At 68.9% G+C, this 17,283-nt stretch carries 11 protein-coding genes; 4 read left to right on the forward strand and 7 right to left on the reverse strand.

Annotated elements, in window-relative coordinates; genetic code table 11:
• Positions 1-11: 11 nt before the first annotated feature.
• The 6 genes from DFR72_RS16950 to DFR72_RS16975 all read right to left on the reverse strand — a co-directional run bounded on the left by DFR72_RS16950 (position 12) and on the right by DFR72_RS16975 (position 9,676).
• A complete protein-coding gene (locus tag DFR72_RS16950) occupies positions 12-2,135 on the reverse strand; it encodes an NEW3 domain-containing protein (RefSeq protein ID WP_090066259.1) in 2,124 nt (707 codons plus the stop codon).
• A gap of 53 nt (positions 2,136-2,188) precedes the next feature.
• Positions 2,189-4,297, reverse strand: coding sequence for a hypothetical protein (locus DFR72_RS16955; protein WP_245983074.1), 2,109 nt, complete (start codon positions 4,295-4,297; stop codon positions 2,189-2,191).
• A gap of 30 nt (positions 4,298-4,327) precedes the next feature.
• Positions 4,328-5,095: an amino acid ABC transporter ATP-binding protein gene (locus tag DFR72_RS16960; protein WP_090066257.1), complete on the reverse strand. Its 768-nt coding sequence runs from the start codon at positions 5,093-5,095 to the stop codon at positions 4,328-4,330.
• The gene (locus DFR72_RS16965) at positions 5,092-5,889 is read right to left on the reverse strand and encodes an amino acid ABC transporter permease (RefSeq protein WP_090066256.1); all 798 of its coding nucleotides are present in this window, start codon (positions 5,887-5,889) and stop codon (positions 5,092-5,094) included. Before DFR72_RS16965 ends, DFR72_RS16960 begins: the two co-directional genes overlap by 4 nt.
• Positions 5,890-5,961: 72 nt before the next feature.
• Entirely contained in the window at positions 5,962-6,780 is an 819-nt protein-coding gene (locus DFR72_RS16970) for a transporter substrate-binding domain-containing protein (protein WP_090066255.1), read from the reverse strand.
• Positions 6,781-7,021: 241 nt separating this feature from the next.
• Positions 7,022-9,676, reverse strand: coding sequence for an MGH1-like glycoside hydrolase domain-containing protein (locus tag DFR72_RS16975; RefSeq protein WP_090066254.1), 2,655 nt, complete (start codon positions 9,674-9,676; stop codon positions 7,022-7,024).
• Between the two features lie 147 nt (positions 9,677-9,823).
• Between DFR72_RS16975 and DFR72_RS16980 the strand changes: the two genes are divergently transcribed.
• Complete coding sequence (locus DFR72_RS16980) at positions 9,824-11,884, forward strand: hypothetical protein (RefSeq protein WP_090066253.1); 2,061 nt, start codon at positions 9,824-9,826, stop codon at positions 11,882-11,884.
• Here DFR72_RS16980 and DFR72_RS16985 read toward each other — a convergent pair.
• A complete protein-coding gene (locus tag DFR72_RS16985) occupies positions 11,835-13,253 on the reverse strand; it encodes a M20/M25/M40 family metallo-hydrolase (RefSeq protein ID WP_090066252.1) in 1,419 nt (472 codons plus the stop codon). The two genes, DFR72_RS16980 and DFR72_RS16985, sit on opposite strands and share 50 nt — an antisense overlap.
• A gap of 354 nt (positions 13,254-13,607) precedes the next feature.
• Between DFR72_RS16985 and pdhA the strand changes: the two genes are divergently transcribed.
• Genes pdhA through DFR72_RS17000 form a run of 3 tightly spaced genes read left to right on the forward strand, consistent with a single transcriptional unit; the run spans position 13,608 to position 17,223 of the window.
• Positions 13,608-14,804 carry a pyruvate dehydrogenase (acetyl-transferring) E1 component subunit alpha gene (gene pdhA, locus DFR72_RS16990; RefSeq protein ID WP_090066251.1) on the forward strand — a complete coding sequence of 399 codons (1,197 nt, stop codon included), beginning with the start codon at positions 13,608-13,610 and terminating at the stop codon, positions 14,802-14,804.
• Positions 14,804-15,829, forward strand: coding sequence for an alpha-ketoacid dehydrogenase subunit beta (locus DFR72_RS16995; protein ID WP_090066250.1), 1,026 nt, complete (start codon positions 14,804-14,806; stop codon positions 15,827-15,829). Before pdhA ends, DFR72_RS16995 begins: the two co-directional genes overlap by 1 nt.
• A 14-nt stretch (positions 15,830-15,843) precedes the next feature.
• Positions 15,844-17,223, forward strand: a complete 1,380-nt coding sequence (locus DFR72_RS17000) for a dihydrolipoamide acetyltransferase family protein (RefSeq protein WP_090066249.1) — start codon at positions 15,844-15,846, stop codon at positions 17,221-17,223.
• The last annotated feature ends 60 nt before the right edge of the window (positions 17,224-17,283 follow it).

Here is a 17,283-nt window from a genome sequence, read left to right on the forward strand (position 1 = left end):
GGTGACGCAGCTTAACCAGCCACTTCGAGACGGATGGGCGCAGTGGTCCGGACCAGGTCGCCCGCGGCCACGCGCACGACGGCGGACCAGGTGCACGGAGTGGCCCGGGGTGGCGCCGCGAAGGTGAAGTCGAGCGGCAGCCGTCCCTGAGCGGGGAGCAGGCCGCCCACGCAGAACGGGCCGGTGAAGTCCCACGACGAGCGCGGCGACAGCAAGCGGGCCTGCACCGGCAGGTCGCCGTGTGCGCCGGAAGCCATGATCACCCGGATCAACGACGATTCCCCTGGTCTCACCGACACCACCGACGGTGAAGAAGCCGTCCACAGGACTTCGACGGGATCATCGGCGTCCCACTCGGGCACCGTCAGCAGGGCGACGTCGTAGACCTCGAACGGCAGGCCCTCCAGGGTGGCCCGCACCGGGTGGCAGCCGGGAACGAGCGACGGCACCAGTTGCACCTCGGCCGAGACGTGACCACCGGCGGGAAGCGACACGGGCAGCGTGTCCCAGGAAGCCGACCAGCCGTCGGGCAGCACGAGACGGACGACGCCCGAGAACGCCGGACCGTCCGACACGGCCACCACCCGCAGCCGCGTCGGACTGAGCACCTCCAGGTGGACGTTTGCCGGCAGACCGCCCAACGGCGCGGGCTCGTGCAACCAGTAGCGCGCGAACACCGGCGTCACAGCAGGGGAAACAGGCCCCAGCGGTTCGGCCACCGGCGGCGGCTTCCTGGCAGCCCCCAGCACGCCGAACAACGAGGACGGACCCAGGTGAGCAACGTCGTTCCACAGCGTGAAGGTCGTGGACCCGACCATCTTCTCGCCGACCTCGCTGTGCCAGACGCTGACCGGACCGAACAGATGGGGCGCCTCCTGAGCAGACCCGTCCACGGCGGAGAGAGAAGCGATCGGGTCGTACGACAGGACGTAGTGAGTGGAGGCGATCTCGGTGCCGAAGCCACGCTTCCAGCCGTGGTCGACGTCGTCCTCGACCAACTCGTACGTGCAACATCCACGTGCGGGCACATCGCGCGCCAAGAACGTCACGGTCACACCGTCGACCAACGTCGGCAGCGCCACACCGTCCAACTCCACGTGCACGTTCGAAGCGGACGGCAGATGCACGGACACGATGTCGGTGCAGGGAGAAGGCAACGGGTTCCAGACGGTCACTGAAAAGTCCGCAGTGGACGTCAACGCGGCCAGAGAACGCGACACGACCTCGGACCGCAGGTCGAAGGCCTCGCGAGGGTGTGCGAGGGCGGCACGCTCCAGCGCGGCTTGCGGAAAGGCCAATCCGGTCAGCCGAGCGAACACGGCAGCGGGCGAGTCGTCCACAGGTGCGGGCGGCACGGGCACAGACCCGCGCACGTAGTAGTCGCGCGGCAACGAGCAGATGATCCGCGGCCACGTGTAGCGCGCGCTCCAGTCGTGGTGGATCGCGGTGACCCACGGGTTCGGAGCCTCGCGATCGGAACCGACCGGCAGCATCACGTGCGGCGCGGTGACCCCGGCCCGCAACTCCAGGAACGAGGCGTAGACCGACCGCTCGGCCTCGCCCAGCGACGAGGCCGTCAGCAGCGATCCGGGCGGCAGCAGGGACAACGTCGGTGGCACACCGACCACATTGGACTCGGACCCGACGACCTCGACCCGGCCCTCGGAGATCAGCCGCAGCAGCAACGAGCGGTGCTGCGGGAACGTGTCCCAGTACGGCTGCAGCAACTCGACCGACGTCACCGCGAACCGGTAGGCGAGATCGGTCAGCGCCAGGTCCAGATGGGCGCGCACAGCAGCGAACGGCGCGTCGCCCGCGACGTGCCCGACGAGGTGCACCGTCCACCCCGGCGAGCCCACGACCAGCGAGAACGCGCACGACTCCTCGCCGGTGGCCGACCGTACGACGGCCTGGGCGGGCACCACGGCACCGGGCGGGTGCTCGGACACGTCGACGGCGAGCTCGTAGCCGAACGGCCCCGGCACCAGCGATCCGCCGTGCCGCGGCGAGTGCAGGCCCGGCCCGGACACGTGCGCGTGCACCGGTCCGGCCGAGGTGGGCGAGGTCAGCCGCACCACCTGCAGCAGCGCGGTCCGAGGCCCGACGAACAGCTCGGTGGACTCGGCGGCGATCACCGGACGATCGCACCACTGTTCACCAGGCGGCGAAATACCCCGATGGTGGCGTTCTACCTCTTCAACATCCGGGTCAGACCGGCGGCCACGGTCGTCGCCAGGATCCAGCCCGTCACGATCAGCCCGGACGCGATCCACTGCGACGCGCCCGGCGTCTGCCAGCGGTTCTTGTTGCCGAAGTCGACGATCGGCACCACCAGGTCGATCGTGTAGAGCCAGGCGTTCCACGGCAGGTGGTCGTCGTCGTTGATCTCGGTCAGCGGCCCCTTGAGCTGGAACCAGATGCTGCCGACGACCCACGCCGCGATCAGCCACCCCAGCGCACGCGCCGGCCGGTAGCCATAACCGACCATCGACCGCTGCAGGAAGCTCCACACCAGCACCAGCGGACCGAAGAACCGCATGCCCTCGGCGACCGCCTTGTACCGCAGGCGTTGCTTCTCGATCAGCACGGTCGAGGCGTGCTCCTCGTTGCCCGCCGCGGTCAGCATCTCGGCGAAGTGGTCGTACGGGCGCGGGTGGTAGCTGCGCCGCATCGCCTGCCGCAGCCAGCGCAACCGTTGCTGCACCTGGTCGTCGTCGCGCAGGTCGATCGGATAGGCGAGCGAGTCGTAGCGGAAGTCGTCGAGGTCGATGAAACCTGTGGCGTTCCAGACGTTCTCGTTGTCGTCCAACGAGGTGCAGCGCGCCTGCCGCAGTGTCACGAGACCCTTGGGCGGCGACACGACGTTGAGCATCAGCTCCTGCACCTGCATGCCCATGGCGTTCAACGCGTGGCTGTCGAGCTTGTAGCCGAGCACCGCGCCGTTGAAGTTCGCCATCCGGCCGATCACCGCGCGACGGCACCGCACGCCGCCGTGCGCGACGAACTCCTTGTCGCCGCGCGCGCAGATGAGGTCGCGGCCGATGGTGGCGCCGCCGATGTCGAGCGACGGCTTCTCGCGCGGCTGGTGCCGGTACTTGCCCGGCTTGATCAACCGGCTGCCGCGCAGGTCGAGGTTCGCGCCGACGGTGATGCCGCGCAGCTCCAGGCCGCCGGCCACGTCCGACTCGCGCACCACGAAGTTGCTGCCGATCTGGGAACGGTTGGCCAGCACGGCATCCGCGGCCGGGTTGTCCACAGTGGCCCGTTCGATGGTGATGCTGCCGCGCACGTGCGTGTCGACCATGCGCAGCTGGCCCTTGATCCGCACGCCGCGGCCGACGACGTCGCCGCCGATCTCCGCGCCGTCGACGTGCAACGCGCGGCCCGAGCCGGTCGGGTCGGTGCCGACCGACGGCGGTGACACGGCGTCCAGCACGGCTTCCGCCAGCGAGAACGTGCCGCCGATCTTCGCGTTCACCGCGCGGACCGTGCCGTGGCTGGTGAAGCCCCGGTCGAGCGCCAGGTCGCCGGACACGTCCACGCGGTCGAGGAAGAGCGTGGCGGACGGGTCGGCGTGCGGGTCGCTGGAGGCCGTGAATTCCGACCCGCGCGAGAGCGTCGCGCCGCTCAGGGAGAGCGTCGAACTGATCCGCGCGTTGGCCAGGAACACCACGCCGTGCGAGGTGAACGCGCCGAGGAAGTTGCCGCCGACCTGCATGCCGTTGCCGTTCAACGTGTAGCCGTCGGCGTTCTCCAGCACCGCGCTGCCGAGGTTGACGTTGCCGCCGATGCGCGCGCCCGCGAGCCGCACCTCGCCCTCGGTGACGATGCCGAACCCGAGCAACGCGCCCGCGACCGTCAGGCGGTCACCGTGCAGGCACAGCCCGCCCGGCACGCTGAACCTGGTGTCCCGCAACAGGACCGAGCCCGCGATCTCGGCGTCGGTGAAGTCGGTCAGCCCCGAGACGCGGCAGTCGAGCAGCGACACGTCGTTGCCGCTGCTCAGGTTGCGCGCTTCGAGACCGGGCAGGTCGCAGTCGGTGAACGAGATGCCCGCCAGGTTCGCCTGCCGCAGGTCCGGCGCCGCCTCGAACTGGCAGCGCTCGAACTCCAGCACGTAGGGCACCTCGACCGCGCGCAGGTCGAGCACGTCGGTGACCACCCGGTCCACCACGCGGATGACGGGTGGGGTGCTCGGCTTCCGCCGAGGCAACCTCCACCCGCCGCCACCAGAGTTGTCGTTCTCCCCCAAGAGCCCCCGCAGCACTTCCGCCGCGGCGACTTTCCCCCTCGCCACCAGACCAGGCTAGCCCGTGCGGGACACGGGCTAGGCCGGGTCGCGCGGGCCTTGGTGCGTCGGGTCGAGCACGCGGGCCAGGAACTCCTGGGTGCGCTCCTCCTGCGGGTTGCCGATCACCTCGGCCGCCGGGCCCTCCTCGACGATGTAGCCGCCGTCCATGAAGATCACCTTGTCGGCGACCTCGCGGGCGAACTGCATCTCGTGCGTCACGACCAGCATCGTCATGCCCTCGTCGGCGAGCTGGCGCATCACGCCCAGCACGTCACCGACGAGCTCGGGGTCGAGCGCGGAGGTCGGCTCGTCGAACAGCATCACCTCGGGGTCCATCGACAACGCGCGGGCGATCGCCACGCGCTGCTGCTGGCCACCGGAGAGCTGCGCGGGCATCGCGTTGGCCTTCTCCTTCAGCCCGACCCGGTCGAGGTTGCGCAGGGCGACCTCCTGCGCCTCCTTCTCGCCGCGCTTGAGCACCTTGCGCTGCGCGACGGTCAGGTTGGCGAGGACGTTCAGGTGCGAGAACAGGTTGAACGACTGGAAGACCATGCCGATCTTCGTGCGCTCCCGGTCGATGTCGACGTCCGGGTCGGTCAGCTCGGAACCGTTGACGACGATCTTGCCGCCGTTCGGCTCCTCCAGCAGGTTCACGCAGCGCAGCAGCGTCGACTTGCCGGAACCCGACGGGCCGATGATGCAGACCACGTCACCGCGGTTGACCGTGACGTCGATGCCCTTGAGGACGTCCAACGAGCCGAACGACTTCTTCAGCCCGGTGATCTCAACGGAAATCTCGCTCACAGGACGGACACCTTCTTCCCGCCGGAGCGGCGCTCCAGGTACCTCGACAGGTACCCGAGAGGCAACGTGATGATCAGGTAGCACAGACCGACGACGAGGATCGGGGTGAGCGACGGGCTGCGGCTCAGCGTCTCCCGCCCGAACTTCGTCAGCTCGTACTGGTCGCGGGCCAGTCCGATGATGTAGATCAGCGAGGAGTCCTTGGTCAGCAGGATCAGCTCGTTGGTGAGCGGCGGCAGGATGATCCGGAAGGCCTGCGGGATCACGATGGTGATCATCGCGCGGCCCTGGGACATGCCCAGCGAGCGCGCGGCCTCGACCTGCCCCTTGGGCACGGCCTGGATGCCGGCGCGGATGGTCTCGGCCATGTAGGCGGCACCGACGATGCCGAGCGCCAGCATGACCGTGGAGTAGATGTCGAACTGGATCTGGAACGCGAGCGGCACACCGAACGCGAGGCCGATGAACACCAGCAGAGCCGGGATGCCGCGGAAGAACTCGATGTAGATCGTCGCGATCCAGCGGTACGGCGCGATCGACGAGAGCTTCATCAACGCGAGGACGAGCCCGAGCGCGAGGCCGAACGCGAAGCCGAGTGCGGTGTAGATGAGGGTGTTCTTCAACGCGATGGTGATGACGTTGGGGAACATGTCCCCCATCGTCTTGAAGTTGAAGAACGCCGTGCGGATCTGCTCCCAGTCGGCGAGGAACGCGATCACCAGGGCGACGACGACGAGCAGCGTGTACTGCGAGTACCGGAAGTACTCGGCCCGCTTGCGCTTGGACAGCGCCATGTACGACTCCTAGCGGATGTGGTTCGGACGCGAACGGGGCGGCGTCGTCCGCCGCCCCGTCAGCTCAGATCGCTACTTCTTCTCCGGCTTCTTGCCGAACCACTTCTCGTAGATCTCGTCGTACTTGCCGCTGTCCTTGGCCTTCTTCAGGACCTCGTTGACCTTGGCGGCCAGCGCGGTGTTGCCCTTCTTGATGCCGATGCCGTACTGCTCGTTCGTGTCGAACTCGGCGGAGACGGCGGTGTCCGGGAACTCCTTGACGTAGTCGAGGAGCACGCCGTTGTCGTTGATGGCGGCGTCGACGGCACCGGTGCGCACGGCGGTCTCCATCAGCGGGAGGTCCTCGAACTGGATGACCTCGTAGCCGTTGGCGGCCTTGTTGTCGTTCGCGTAGATCTCACCGGTGGTGTCCTGCTGGACACCGATCTTCTTGCCCTTGAGGTCCGCCAGCGCCTTGATCGGCGAGTCCTTCTTGACCAGCAGAGCCTGCGAGGCCTCGAAGTACGGGTCGGAGAAGTCGATCGCCTGCTTGCGCTCTTCCTTGATCGTCATACCGGCGGCGGCGAGGTCGCACTGGTTCGCGTTGAAGCTCGCGCCGGACGTGATCGTCTCGAACTGGGTGTCGAAGATCTCCTGCTTGACCTTCAGTTCCTCGGCGATCAGGTCGACCAGGTCGACGTCGAAGCCGACGGTCTTGTCACCTTCGGTGTACTGGAACGGCTTGTAGGACAGGTGGGTGCAGGTGACGAGCTTGCCTTCCTTGACAAGCTTGATCCCACCGTCGGTGGTGCCACCGCCGCTGTTCGTGCTCGTCGCGCATCCGGCGAGCGCGGTCAGCGCAAGGGCCGCTGCGGGCAGTAGGGCGAGCACGTGCCTGGATCGACGAGCCACTGCGTCACTCCTCGTAACTGTCGCGGACGAGTGAACGGGATCCTGCCACTCGGGTGACGCGGTGGACAGCACGTGGGTGTTACAGGCCACTCCCTTGCAATGATTTTGCGTCAAATCGGTCTTCTGGGCACAGAATCTTGCGTGATTTAGCCCAGATCACACAACGTCTTCACGTATTGCGCACGAATGATAACCATCTGCGAGCGTGTCCTTGATCAGGATTTGATCACGACGGCGCTGGTCAGCGTGTTCTTTCGGTCAGCAGACCCGCCACCAGAGCGGTCCAGCCGGTCTGGTGGGTGGCCCCCAGGCCCTCACCCGTGTCCCCGTCGAAGTACTCGCTGAAGGTGACGTGGCTGCGCCAAAGAGGTGACTCGGTGGCCTCGATCCGCTTGCCGTCCGACGGCCTGCGCCCGTCGTGGTCGGGCAGGAAGAGCCCGACGAGCCGGTCGCTCAGCTCGTCCGCGACCTGGCCCGCGGTGACCCAGCGCCCTGAGTGCGTCGGCATCTCGACCTGGAACATGCCGTCGTGGAACGCGCAGACCGTGCGCAGCGCCTCCACCAGCAGCGCGTTGGTGGGCAGCCAGACCGGGCCGCGCCAGTTCGAGTTGCCGCCGAACATCGGCGTGTGCGACTCGCCCGGCTCGTAGCCCATGCGGTGGTCCTGGCCCGCGACCTTGACCTCCAGGCCCTCGCGGTGGGCTGCGGAGAGGCTGCGGATCCCGTGCGGAGACAGGAACTCCTGCTCGTCGAGCATCCGGTGCAGCACGCGCTTGAGCTTCTGCTCGTCGAGCAACGACACGAACGCACCGCGCTCGTAGTGGAAGTCGATGAACTGCCGCAGCTCGGGCCGTCTCTTGAGCAGGTGCTCCAAGCGGCTCGTGAACCCGTGCAGGTCGCTGAGCACCCACGGTTCGAGAACAGCGCTGGCCAGCAACGGGATCAGGCCGACCATCGACCGCACGCGCACCGGCTCGGACTCGACCTCACCGTCCGGGCGGCGCCGCGAGACGCGGTCGTAGCAGAAACCGTCCTCGTCGTGCCAGATGCCGCCGCCGTGCGACCCGAAGTGCGTGAACGCCTCCGCGATCGACAGGAAGTGCTCGACGAACTTCGTCGCGACGTCCTCGTAGGACTCGTCGTCGCGCGCCAGTTCCAGCGCGATCTGCATGAGGTGCAGGCTGTACGCGGCCATCCACGACGTGGCGTCGGACTGCTCCAGCCGCCACTCGCCCAGCATCGGCTCGGACCGGTTGACCGGCCCGATGTTGTCCATGCCGAGGAACCCGCCCTCGAACAGGTAGCTGCCGCCGGCGTCCTTGCGGTTGACCCACCAGGAGAAGTTGAGCAGCAGCTTGTGGAAGATCTTGGCGAGGAACCCGCGGTCCCTGCTGCCGTCCGCGCGGTAGACCTGCAACGCCGCCCACGCGTGCACCGGCGGGTTGACGTCGCCGAACTCCCACTCGTAGGCGGGGATCTGGCCGTTCGGGTGCATCATCCACTCGCGGCAGAACAGCAGCAGCTGCTCCTTCGCGAACGCGGGGTCGACCAGCGTGAACGGGATGGTGTGGAACGCGAGGTCCCACGCCGCGAACCACGGGTACTCCCACTCGTCCGGCATCGAGATCACGTCGGCGACGTCGAGGTGCCGCCAGTGCACGTTGCGCGCCTCGGGCGTGCGTCTGGAACTGGGCGCCTCCGGCTTCGTCGGGTCGCCGTCGAGCCAGTCGCGGGTGCGGAACCGGTAGTGCTGCTTCGTCCACATGAGACCCGCGAGCGCGCGCCGCAGCACGTGCTTCTCCTCGGGCCTGGCCTGCGGCGCGATGGCGTCGTGGAACTCGTCGGCCTCGATCTTCCGCCGCTGCACGGTCTCTTCGAAGCTCGGCCCGAACGGGTCCAGGTGCCCGTCGCCGCCGACGAGCCGCAGCCGGACCGTCACCGTCTCGCCGGGCTCCACGGGGTCGAACGAGTACCAGGCCGCGAACTTGGTGCCCGCCACCCCGGCGTCGTCCGGTCCCACGACCTGACAGCTGCTCGTGCTGCCGCGCACCACGTAGTCGCAGATGCCGTCCTTGGTCCACGGCGACGGGTTGCGCTCGGCCCCGAAGAGCGACACCTCGTTGGTCTCGTTGTCCGTCATGAGCATCGACGGCGAGTCGTCCAGGTGCAGCGTGTACCGGCCGAGGTTGCCGTGGTCAGCCGTGACCTTGCGTCCGGCCGTGGTGCTCGCAACGAGCTGACACGGCCGCTGGTCCCGGCCCCACGCCCACGTGTTGCGGAACCACAGCTGCGGCAGGAGGTGCAACGGCGCGTCCTCGGGCCCGTGGTTCGTAGCGCTGATCTCGATGCAGATGTCGTCCGTCTCGGCCTTCGAGTAGGTGACCTGGACGTCGAAGAACCGGTTCTCGTCGAGCACCCCGGTGTCGCTCAGCTCGGGCTCGCGGTTCTCCCGGCCGGCGTGGCGCGCCATCTCCCGCAGCCGGTCGTAGGGGAACTCGCGCTGCGGATACCGGTAGACCACCTGCATCCAGGAGTGGGTGGGCGTCCCGTCGGTCACCCACCAGTGCTCCTTGGCGTCCTCACCGTGGTTGCCCTCTTCGTTGGTGAGGCCGAAGTACCGCTCCTTGAGGATCGGGTCCTTGCCATTCCACAGGGCGACGGCGAAGTTCATGAACCCGTGCACGTCGCAGATGCCGGCGATGCCGTCCTCGCCCCACCGGTAGGCGCGAGCACGGGCGTGGTCGAACGGGAACGACGCCCACGCGTCACCCTCGGGCGAGTAGTCCTCGCGGACCGTGCCCCACTGGCGACCGGAGAGGTACGGCCCCCACAGCCGCCACGGCGAGGTCGGTGTCTCCGACTCCGCGAGACGCGCCCGCTCCGCTTGTTCGCCCATCGCCCCAGTGTGGGACACCAGGTAGGACGGCCGGTCGGGCCCGGGTGTGGTCTGAGTCCTACCTCACTAAACCTCGGCTGGAACGGAGACCGGGTGTGACCTGATCGGCGCATTTCGATCGCGTCCGAACGAGCGCACGATGCGGGGGTGACCGAGGACGAGGTCTTCGAGCAGGCCGTCGAGGCGGCGCTGCGGCCGGGCGGGCACGGGGAACCGCCCGGTGATCCCGAGGCGCTGCGGGCCGTGCTGCGGGAGGCCAAGCCGTGGATCGTCGCTTCGGCGCGTGCTCACCACGACCGCTACGCGGAGCTCAGGGTCGGATCCACGCGCGCTCTGGCTCGTGCCACGGTGAAGCACCCGTTCCTGTGGCGGTGTCTGCTGCTCATCGTGATTCCGGTGACCGAGTGCCTGCTCGCGGCGCTGTTGTTCAAGCACGGGGTCAACGGCAACCCCGCGCTGCCCGTTGTCCGGAACACGGCGATCGCCGCCGGAATCGCCGTGGTGGTGCTCGGGGTGTCGTACCTGACCGTGATCGGAAGGACGGTCGCGTGGTTCTGGGGAGTCCTGGGGCTGGGCTGCATCACCCTCGCCGTGGTCGGCGCGAACCTCGTCGCGCTGACCGTGGGCCCCTGGTTCGCGCTGTTCGCCACCGTGCCGCTCGGGGCCCTGGCCGTCTGGGGCGTGGGCCACCTGACCGAAGCCCTCAACGCACTCTTGCCACCGGCGATGCTCGCCGCCAGGTCCGCCGCGGCGGAGCAGGCGCTCGGAGAATGGCGGTCGGCGATGCTGAACGACGGCGTGCTGCCCGCACTGCGCGCCGAGCTGGGCGGCACTCGGATCGTGCCCGGCACCGAGCTCGCGTTCGGCGACGCGCGGAACCTGCACCGGGGTGGGTCGCTGATCAGCCACCAACCGGTGCCGGCGGGCAGGGAGCTGGCCGAGCTGGTCGACACCCTCGACGGCGGCAGCTTCGCGCTCGCCGGCCCGCGCGGTTCCGGCAAGACCAACCTGCTGAGGGCGTTCTGCCAGGGCGCCTACCGCCGGCAGGGCCAGGCCGCCGACCTGAGTGTGCTGGTCGCGGCACCGGTCGACTACGTCCCGCGCGAGTTCGTGCTGCACCTCTACGCGCAGGCCTGCCACGCGGTGCTCGCCCATCTGCGCGAGGCCGCTCCCAAGGCCGTCCCGCTTCGCCGGCGGGTCCGGCACGACGAACGGCGGCGGCTGGCCAGGTCGGCGCAGCGGGGTCTCCGCGACATCGCGTACGTCCAGACCCTCACCGGTGAGACCAGCGGGAAGTTCGGCTTCCGCGGTGCGGAGCTCGCCCACAAGCGCGCGAGCAGCCTGACCGGCCGTCCGCCGACGTATCCCGAGGTGGTGGACGACTTCCGCGGGTTCGTCGGCGCCGTGGCCCGCACGCTGGACCCGGTGCGCGTGGTGATCGCCATCGACGAGATCGACCGCATCGGTGCGGGCGAGCCCGCCCGCAGGTTCCTCAACGAGATCAAGGCCGTGTTCGACGTGCCCGGCTGCTACTACCTGATGTCGGTGTCCACCGAGGCCCAGCACGACTTCGAGCTCGCGGGCATGGGGCTGCGCAGCGTCTTCGACAGCTCGTTCGACGAGGTCGTCAGGGTCGACTACCTGGACTTCCAGCTCGCCCGCGGCCTGATCAGCAGGTCGGTCGACGGGCTGCCCGAGGTGTTCGTGGCGCTCGCCTTCACGTTCTCCGGGGGACTCGCCCGCCAGCTCACCCGCTCGGCCCGCGCGATCGTCCGGCAGGTGCGGGGCACGTCGCTGGCGGCCGTGGCCGAGAAGCTCGTCGCCGACGAGCTGGACCGGGTGTGCAAGACGACGAGCGACGCGCTGACGGCGCTGGACGATCGCGACGGCGTGACGAAACTGCTGCGAGTGCTCGCCGATCCGGACCCGGACCTGCACGTCCTGCGCGAACGGGTGCAGGCCTCCTACACCTCGGAGCACACCGCGATCGGTGATCTCGCGGACAGGGCGGCGGCACGGATCGCGTTCCTCGCCGTCGTCCGCGACTACTTCGCCGACGACCTGACCGAGGTCGTCCCCGCGCAGGTCGACGCACTCGCGAGAGCGCGCCGCTACGCGGGGAGCAACCCGGCCACAGGCCTGGCCCTGCTCGAGGAGTTCAGCTCTGCTTCGACTGCGCGTCGAGCACCAGGGCGATCGCCTCGGTGACCCGGGCCGCGTGCGCCAGGTGCAGCCACTCGTCGGGCACGTGGCAGTTGGAGTCCGGTCCGATCGCTCCGGTCACCACGAACTGCGCGTCCGGGTAGGCCTCGTGCAGCAGGCCCATGAACGGGATCGAGCCACCCAGCGACACAGTCCGCCATGGCGCGCCGAACACGTCCTTGCCGGCGTCGTCCAGCACGGCGGACAACCAAGGTGCCAGCTCAGGCGCGTTCCAGCCGTCGGCGAACTCGACCCGTGAGAGCTCCACGGTCGCGCCGTAGGGCACGTCGGTGGTGAGCTTCTGCTTGACCGCTTCCAGCGCAACGGCGGCGTCGGCCGTCGGCGGCAGGCGGAACGACAGCACCAGCGTCGTGAACGGGCGCAGCACGTTGCCCGCGTCGTCCGGCAGGGGCAGGCCCTCGGCGCCGGTGACGGACAGGGTCGGCCGCCAGCCGGAGTTCAGCGCCAGCTCGACCTCGTCGTCGGACATCGGCCGCAGGTCACCGACGCGCGGCACCGCACCCCACAGGGCGCCCGGTGCGGCCTCGACGGCCTCGCGGACCTCGGCCAGCCGGCCCGCCGGGATCTCGACGTGCATCTCCGGCACGAGGACCTCACCGGTCTCCGAGTCCTCCAGCCGGTCCAGCAGCACCCGTGCGATCCGGAACGACGACGGCACGATGCCGGACGCCATGCCGGAGTGCAGGCCGCCGTCGAGCACCCGCACGGTGGCCGTGACCTGCACGAGCCCGCGCAGTGACGTCGTCAGCCACATGCGGTCGTAGTCGGAGCCGCCCGAGTCCAGGCAGACGACGAGCGACACGCGGCCCAACCGTGAGGACAGGTGCTCCAGGTAGGCGGGAAGGTCGGGCGAACCGGACTCCTCGCCGGTCTCCAGCAGCACGACACAACGGGCGTGCGAACCGCCGGCGGCGCGCACGGCCTCGATAGCGGCGATTGCGGCATATCCGGAGTAACCGTCATCGGCCGCGCCACGGCCGTAGAGACGTCCGTCACGCAGAACCGGGGTCCACGGACCGAGGCCCTCGCTCCAGCCGCCCACCGGCGGCTGCTTGTCGAGATGGCCGTAGAGCAACACCGTGTCGTCGGACGAGTTACCGGACGCGGGCACGTCGACCACCAGAAGCGGCGTACGTCCCGCCAGTTGGACGACTTCCAGCACCGCTCCCGGAATCGCACGTGACTCGATCCAGAGGCGCACGTGCTCGATCGCGGCGGCCAGTTCGCCGTGCTCTTCCCAGGCGGGGTCGAACGCGGGCGAGATCGCCGGCACGGCGACGAGCTGAGACAGGCTCGGGACGATGTCGTCGTCCCAGAGCGTCCTGACGGTGCTGGTCACAAGTGAGCGGTCCACCTCTCGATCCTGTCACGACTCCGCCTCCGCTCGCGTCCGTAGCCTCTACTCGGAGACCCGCAGCTAAGTTAACGATCGGTAACCGGGACATCGGCGTCCGGTGATCGGACGGCCTAGTCGGAGGACAAAAGGTCGAACCTCCGACTGTTGTCGCTGATCAGAACGTTGACTCGTGTGTTACGAAGTGGGACGGGTCTCACCAACTCGGGTGAGGCCGTGTCAGGATGTGGTCGTAAGCCACCGTCACCGTCGACGGCTGCCTCCGGCCCCACAGGGTTGGCGGCGACCGCCGACGTCGCCGCACGAGGTCGTCACGAGCGATCAGGCGGTCGGAGAAGACAGAGGAGAAGGCGCATGTCGTCCCCTGAGCAATGGACGCACCCTGAGCCGGATGCAGCGCCGGCCGCCACTGCCGCAAAACCGACAGCGGAACAGGTGATCGCAGGCTTGCGAGCGACAGACGAGGGCGGTGCCGACCTGGTGCAGCTGCTCACCCCGGAGGGTGAGCGGGTCCAGCACCCGGACTTCGACATCGACATCACGCCGGAGGAACTGCGCGGTCTGTACCGCGACATGGTCCTGATCCGCCGGGTCGACCGCGAGGCGAACGCCCTGCAGCGCAAGGGCCAGCTCGGCATCTGGGTGCCGCTGCTCGGCCAGGAGGCCGCGCAGATCGGTGCCGGCCGTGCGATGCGCCAGACCGACATGGCGTTCCCGAGCTACCGCGAGCACGGCATCGCGTGGACGCGCGGGATCAACCCGACGGAGCTGCTCGGCATCTTCCGCGGGACCGACCAGGGCACCTGGGACCCGGTCGAGAAGCGCTTCCACCCGTACACGATCGTCATCGGCAACCAGGTCCTCAACGCGGCCGGCTACGCGATGGGCCAGAAGTTCGACGGCAAGGTCGGCGACGACGAGGGAGAAGCCACCATGTGCTTCTTCGGCGACGGCGCGACCAGCCAGGGTGACGTGCACGAGGGCTTCGTGTGGGCCGCGGTCTACGACGCACCTCTCGTCTTCTTCTGCCAGAACAACCAGTGGGCCATCTCCGAGCCCACCGAGCGCCAGTCGCGCCTGCCGCTGTACCAGCGCGCCCGCGGCTACGGCTTCCCCGGCATCCGCGTCGACGGCAACGACGTCCTCGCGACGCTCGCCGTGACGAAGTGGGCGCTGGACGAGTGCCGCCACGGCAACGGCCCGATCCTGATCGAGGCGTTCACCTACCGGATGGACGCGCACACCACCTCCGACGACCCGACGCGCTACCGGCTGTCGGACGAGCTCGAGATGTGGAAGCTCAAGGACCCGATCGAGCGCGTGAAGGTCTACCTGGTCCGCCAGCAGTGGGCCGACCACGAGTTCTTCGAGGGCGTCGAGGCCGACGCCGACAAGCTGGGCGAGGAGCTGCGGGAGTTCTGCACGAACATGCCCGACCCGCCCGCTGAACGGATCTTCAGCAACGTCTACGCCGAGGGGAACCACAACCTCGAAGCGCAGCGCGACGAATTCCTCGACTACGTCTCGGGTTTTGCTGGAGGTGAGCACTGATGGCTGCTCCGACCATGGACCGTTCCTCGGCTGCTGCTCCGGCGTCCCCGGTGCAGACGCTCACGATCTCCAAGGCGCTCAACATGGGCTTGCGGGCGGCCATGGAGGCCAACCCCAAGGTCATCATGATGGGCGAGGACATCGGCAAGCTCGGTGGCGTCTTCCGAATCACCGACGGCCTGCAGAAGGACTTCGGTGAGCAGCGCGTGCTCGACACGCCGCTCGCGGAGTCCGGCATCATCGGCACCGCCGTGGGCCTCGCGATCCGCGGCTACCGCCCGGTGTGCGAGATCCAGTTCGACGGCTTCATCTTCCCGGGCTTCGACCAGATCGTGTCGCAGGTCGCGAAGCTGCACTACCGCACCCAGGGCAAGATCAAGCTGCCCATCGTGATCCGCGTGCCGTTCGGTGGCGGCATCGGTGCGGTCGAGCACCACTCGGAGTCGCCCGAGTCGTACTTCGCGCACACCGCCGGCCTCAAGGTCGTCTCGTGCTCGAACCCGGCCGACGCGTACTGGATGATCCAGCAGGCGATCGACAGCGACGACCCGGTGCTGTTCTTCGAGCCCAAGCGCCGTTACTACGAGAAGGGCGAGGTCGACACCACGGCCCAGCCCGGCAAGCTGTTCGAGTCGCGCGTGCTGCGCTCCGGCACGGACGCGACGCTGGTCGCGTACGGCCCGATGGTCAGGACGTCGCTGGACGCGGCCAACGCGGCAGCGGAGGACGGCACCTCCCTGGAGGTCATCGACCTCCGCACGCTGTCGCCGCTGGACCTCGCGCCGGTCTACGACTCGGTGCGCCGCACCGGTCGCCTGATCGTCGTGTCCGAGGCGCCGTCCGAGTCCTCGATCAGCAGCGAGATTGCAGCGAAGGTCCAGCAGGAGTGCTTCTACTCCCTGCAGGCACCGGTGCTGCGGGTGACCGGTTTCGACACCCCGTACCCGCCCTCGAAGCTCGAGGAGGAGTTCCTCCCCGACCTCGACCGGGTGCTGCACGCCGTCGACCGCTCTCTCGCCTGGTAAGGGGACAACCGGAAATGCCGCAGTACAAGCAATTCCCCCTGCCCGACACGGCAGAGGGGCTGACCGAGGCCGAGATCCTCACCTGGCACGTTAAGCCCGGTGACACCGTCAAGGTCAACCAGATCATCGTCGAGATCGAGACGGCCAAGGCCGCCGTCGAGCTGCCGTGCCCGTGGGCCGGCGTCGTGACCGAGCTCCTCGCGGAGCCCGGTCAGACCGTCGAGGTCGGCGTCCCGATCATCACGATCGACACCGACCCCGGTGGCGCGGCCGCACCTGCCCCGGCTCCGGTCGCGGCGGAGTCGAACGGCGCCTCGTCCGGCAAGATCGGCGAGGAGATGCCGGGCGGGCGCATCGCGACGCTCGTCGGCTACGGCCCGAAGTCCGGTACGGCCAAGCGTCGCGCCCGCAAGGACGCGCCCGCCGCAGCACCGGCCGCAGCCGTCGTGGCCCCGCCCGCGCCGGCTCCGGTCGTGGCACCCCCGGCTCCGGTCGTGGTCGCAGCTCCGGTGCAGGCTCCCGGCGGGTACGTGCCGCTGGCCAAGCCGCCGGTGCGCAAGCTGGCCAAGGACCTCGGCGTCGACCTGCACGCGCTCACGGGCTCCGGCCCCGGCGGCGTGATCACCCGTGAGGACGTCGAAACCGCTGTCTCCGCACCGGCTGCCGCTCCCGCGCAGTCCGTTGTGGACAACGGCTCGCGCGAACGCCGGGTGCCCATCAAGGGCGTCCGCAAGGCGACCGCGCAGGCGATGGTGGACAGCGCGTTCACCGCACCGCACGTCACCGAGTTCCTGACGGTCGACGTGACGCCGATGATGGAACTGCGCGCACGCCTGAAGAACGCGCCGGAGTTCCGCGGCGTGAAGCTGACGCCCCTCGCGTTCTGCGCGAAGGCGATCATCCTCGCGGCCCGCCGCACGCCGGACGTCAACGCGACGTGGGACGCGGCGGCGAACGAGATCGTCTACAAGGACTACGTCCACCTGGGCATCGCGGCGGCGACGCCGCGCGGCCTGGTGGTGCCGAAGGTCCGCGACGCCGACCGGATGTCGTTGAAGGAACTGGCGATCGCGCTCGACGAGCTCGCCACGGTCGCCCGTGAGGGCAAGACGTCGCCGGCCGACATGATGAACGGCACCATCACGATCACCAACGTCGGCGTCTTCGGCGTCGACACCGGCACGCCGATCCTCAACCCCGGCGAGTCCGCGATCCTCGCGCTGGGCGCGATCCGCGACATGCCGTGGGTGGTCGACGGCGAGATCAAGATCCGCAAGATCTGCCAGCTCGCGCTCTCCTTCGACCACCGCGTGGTCGACGGGCAGCAGGGTTCGCAGTTCCTGGCCGACGTCGGCGCGCTGCTGGCCGAGCCGGGCATCGCGATGACGTACTGAAAGCCGGTCGTGAGTGCTTTCCGTTGCTGTGGCAACGGAAAGCACTCACGACCTTTTTGC

The organism is Lentzea flaviverrucosa (genome assembly GCF_003350445.1).
Lineage (GTDB): Bacteria > Actinomycetota > Actinomycetes > Mycobacteriales > Pseudonocardiaceae > Lentzea > Lentzea californiensis.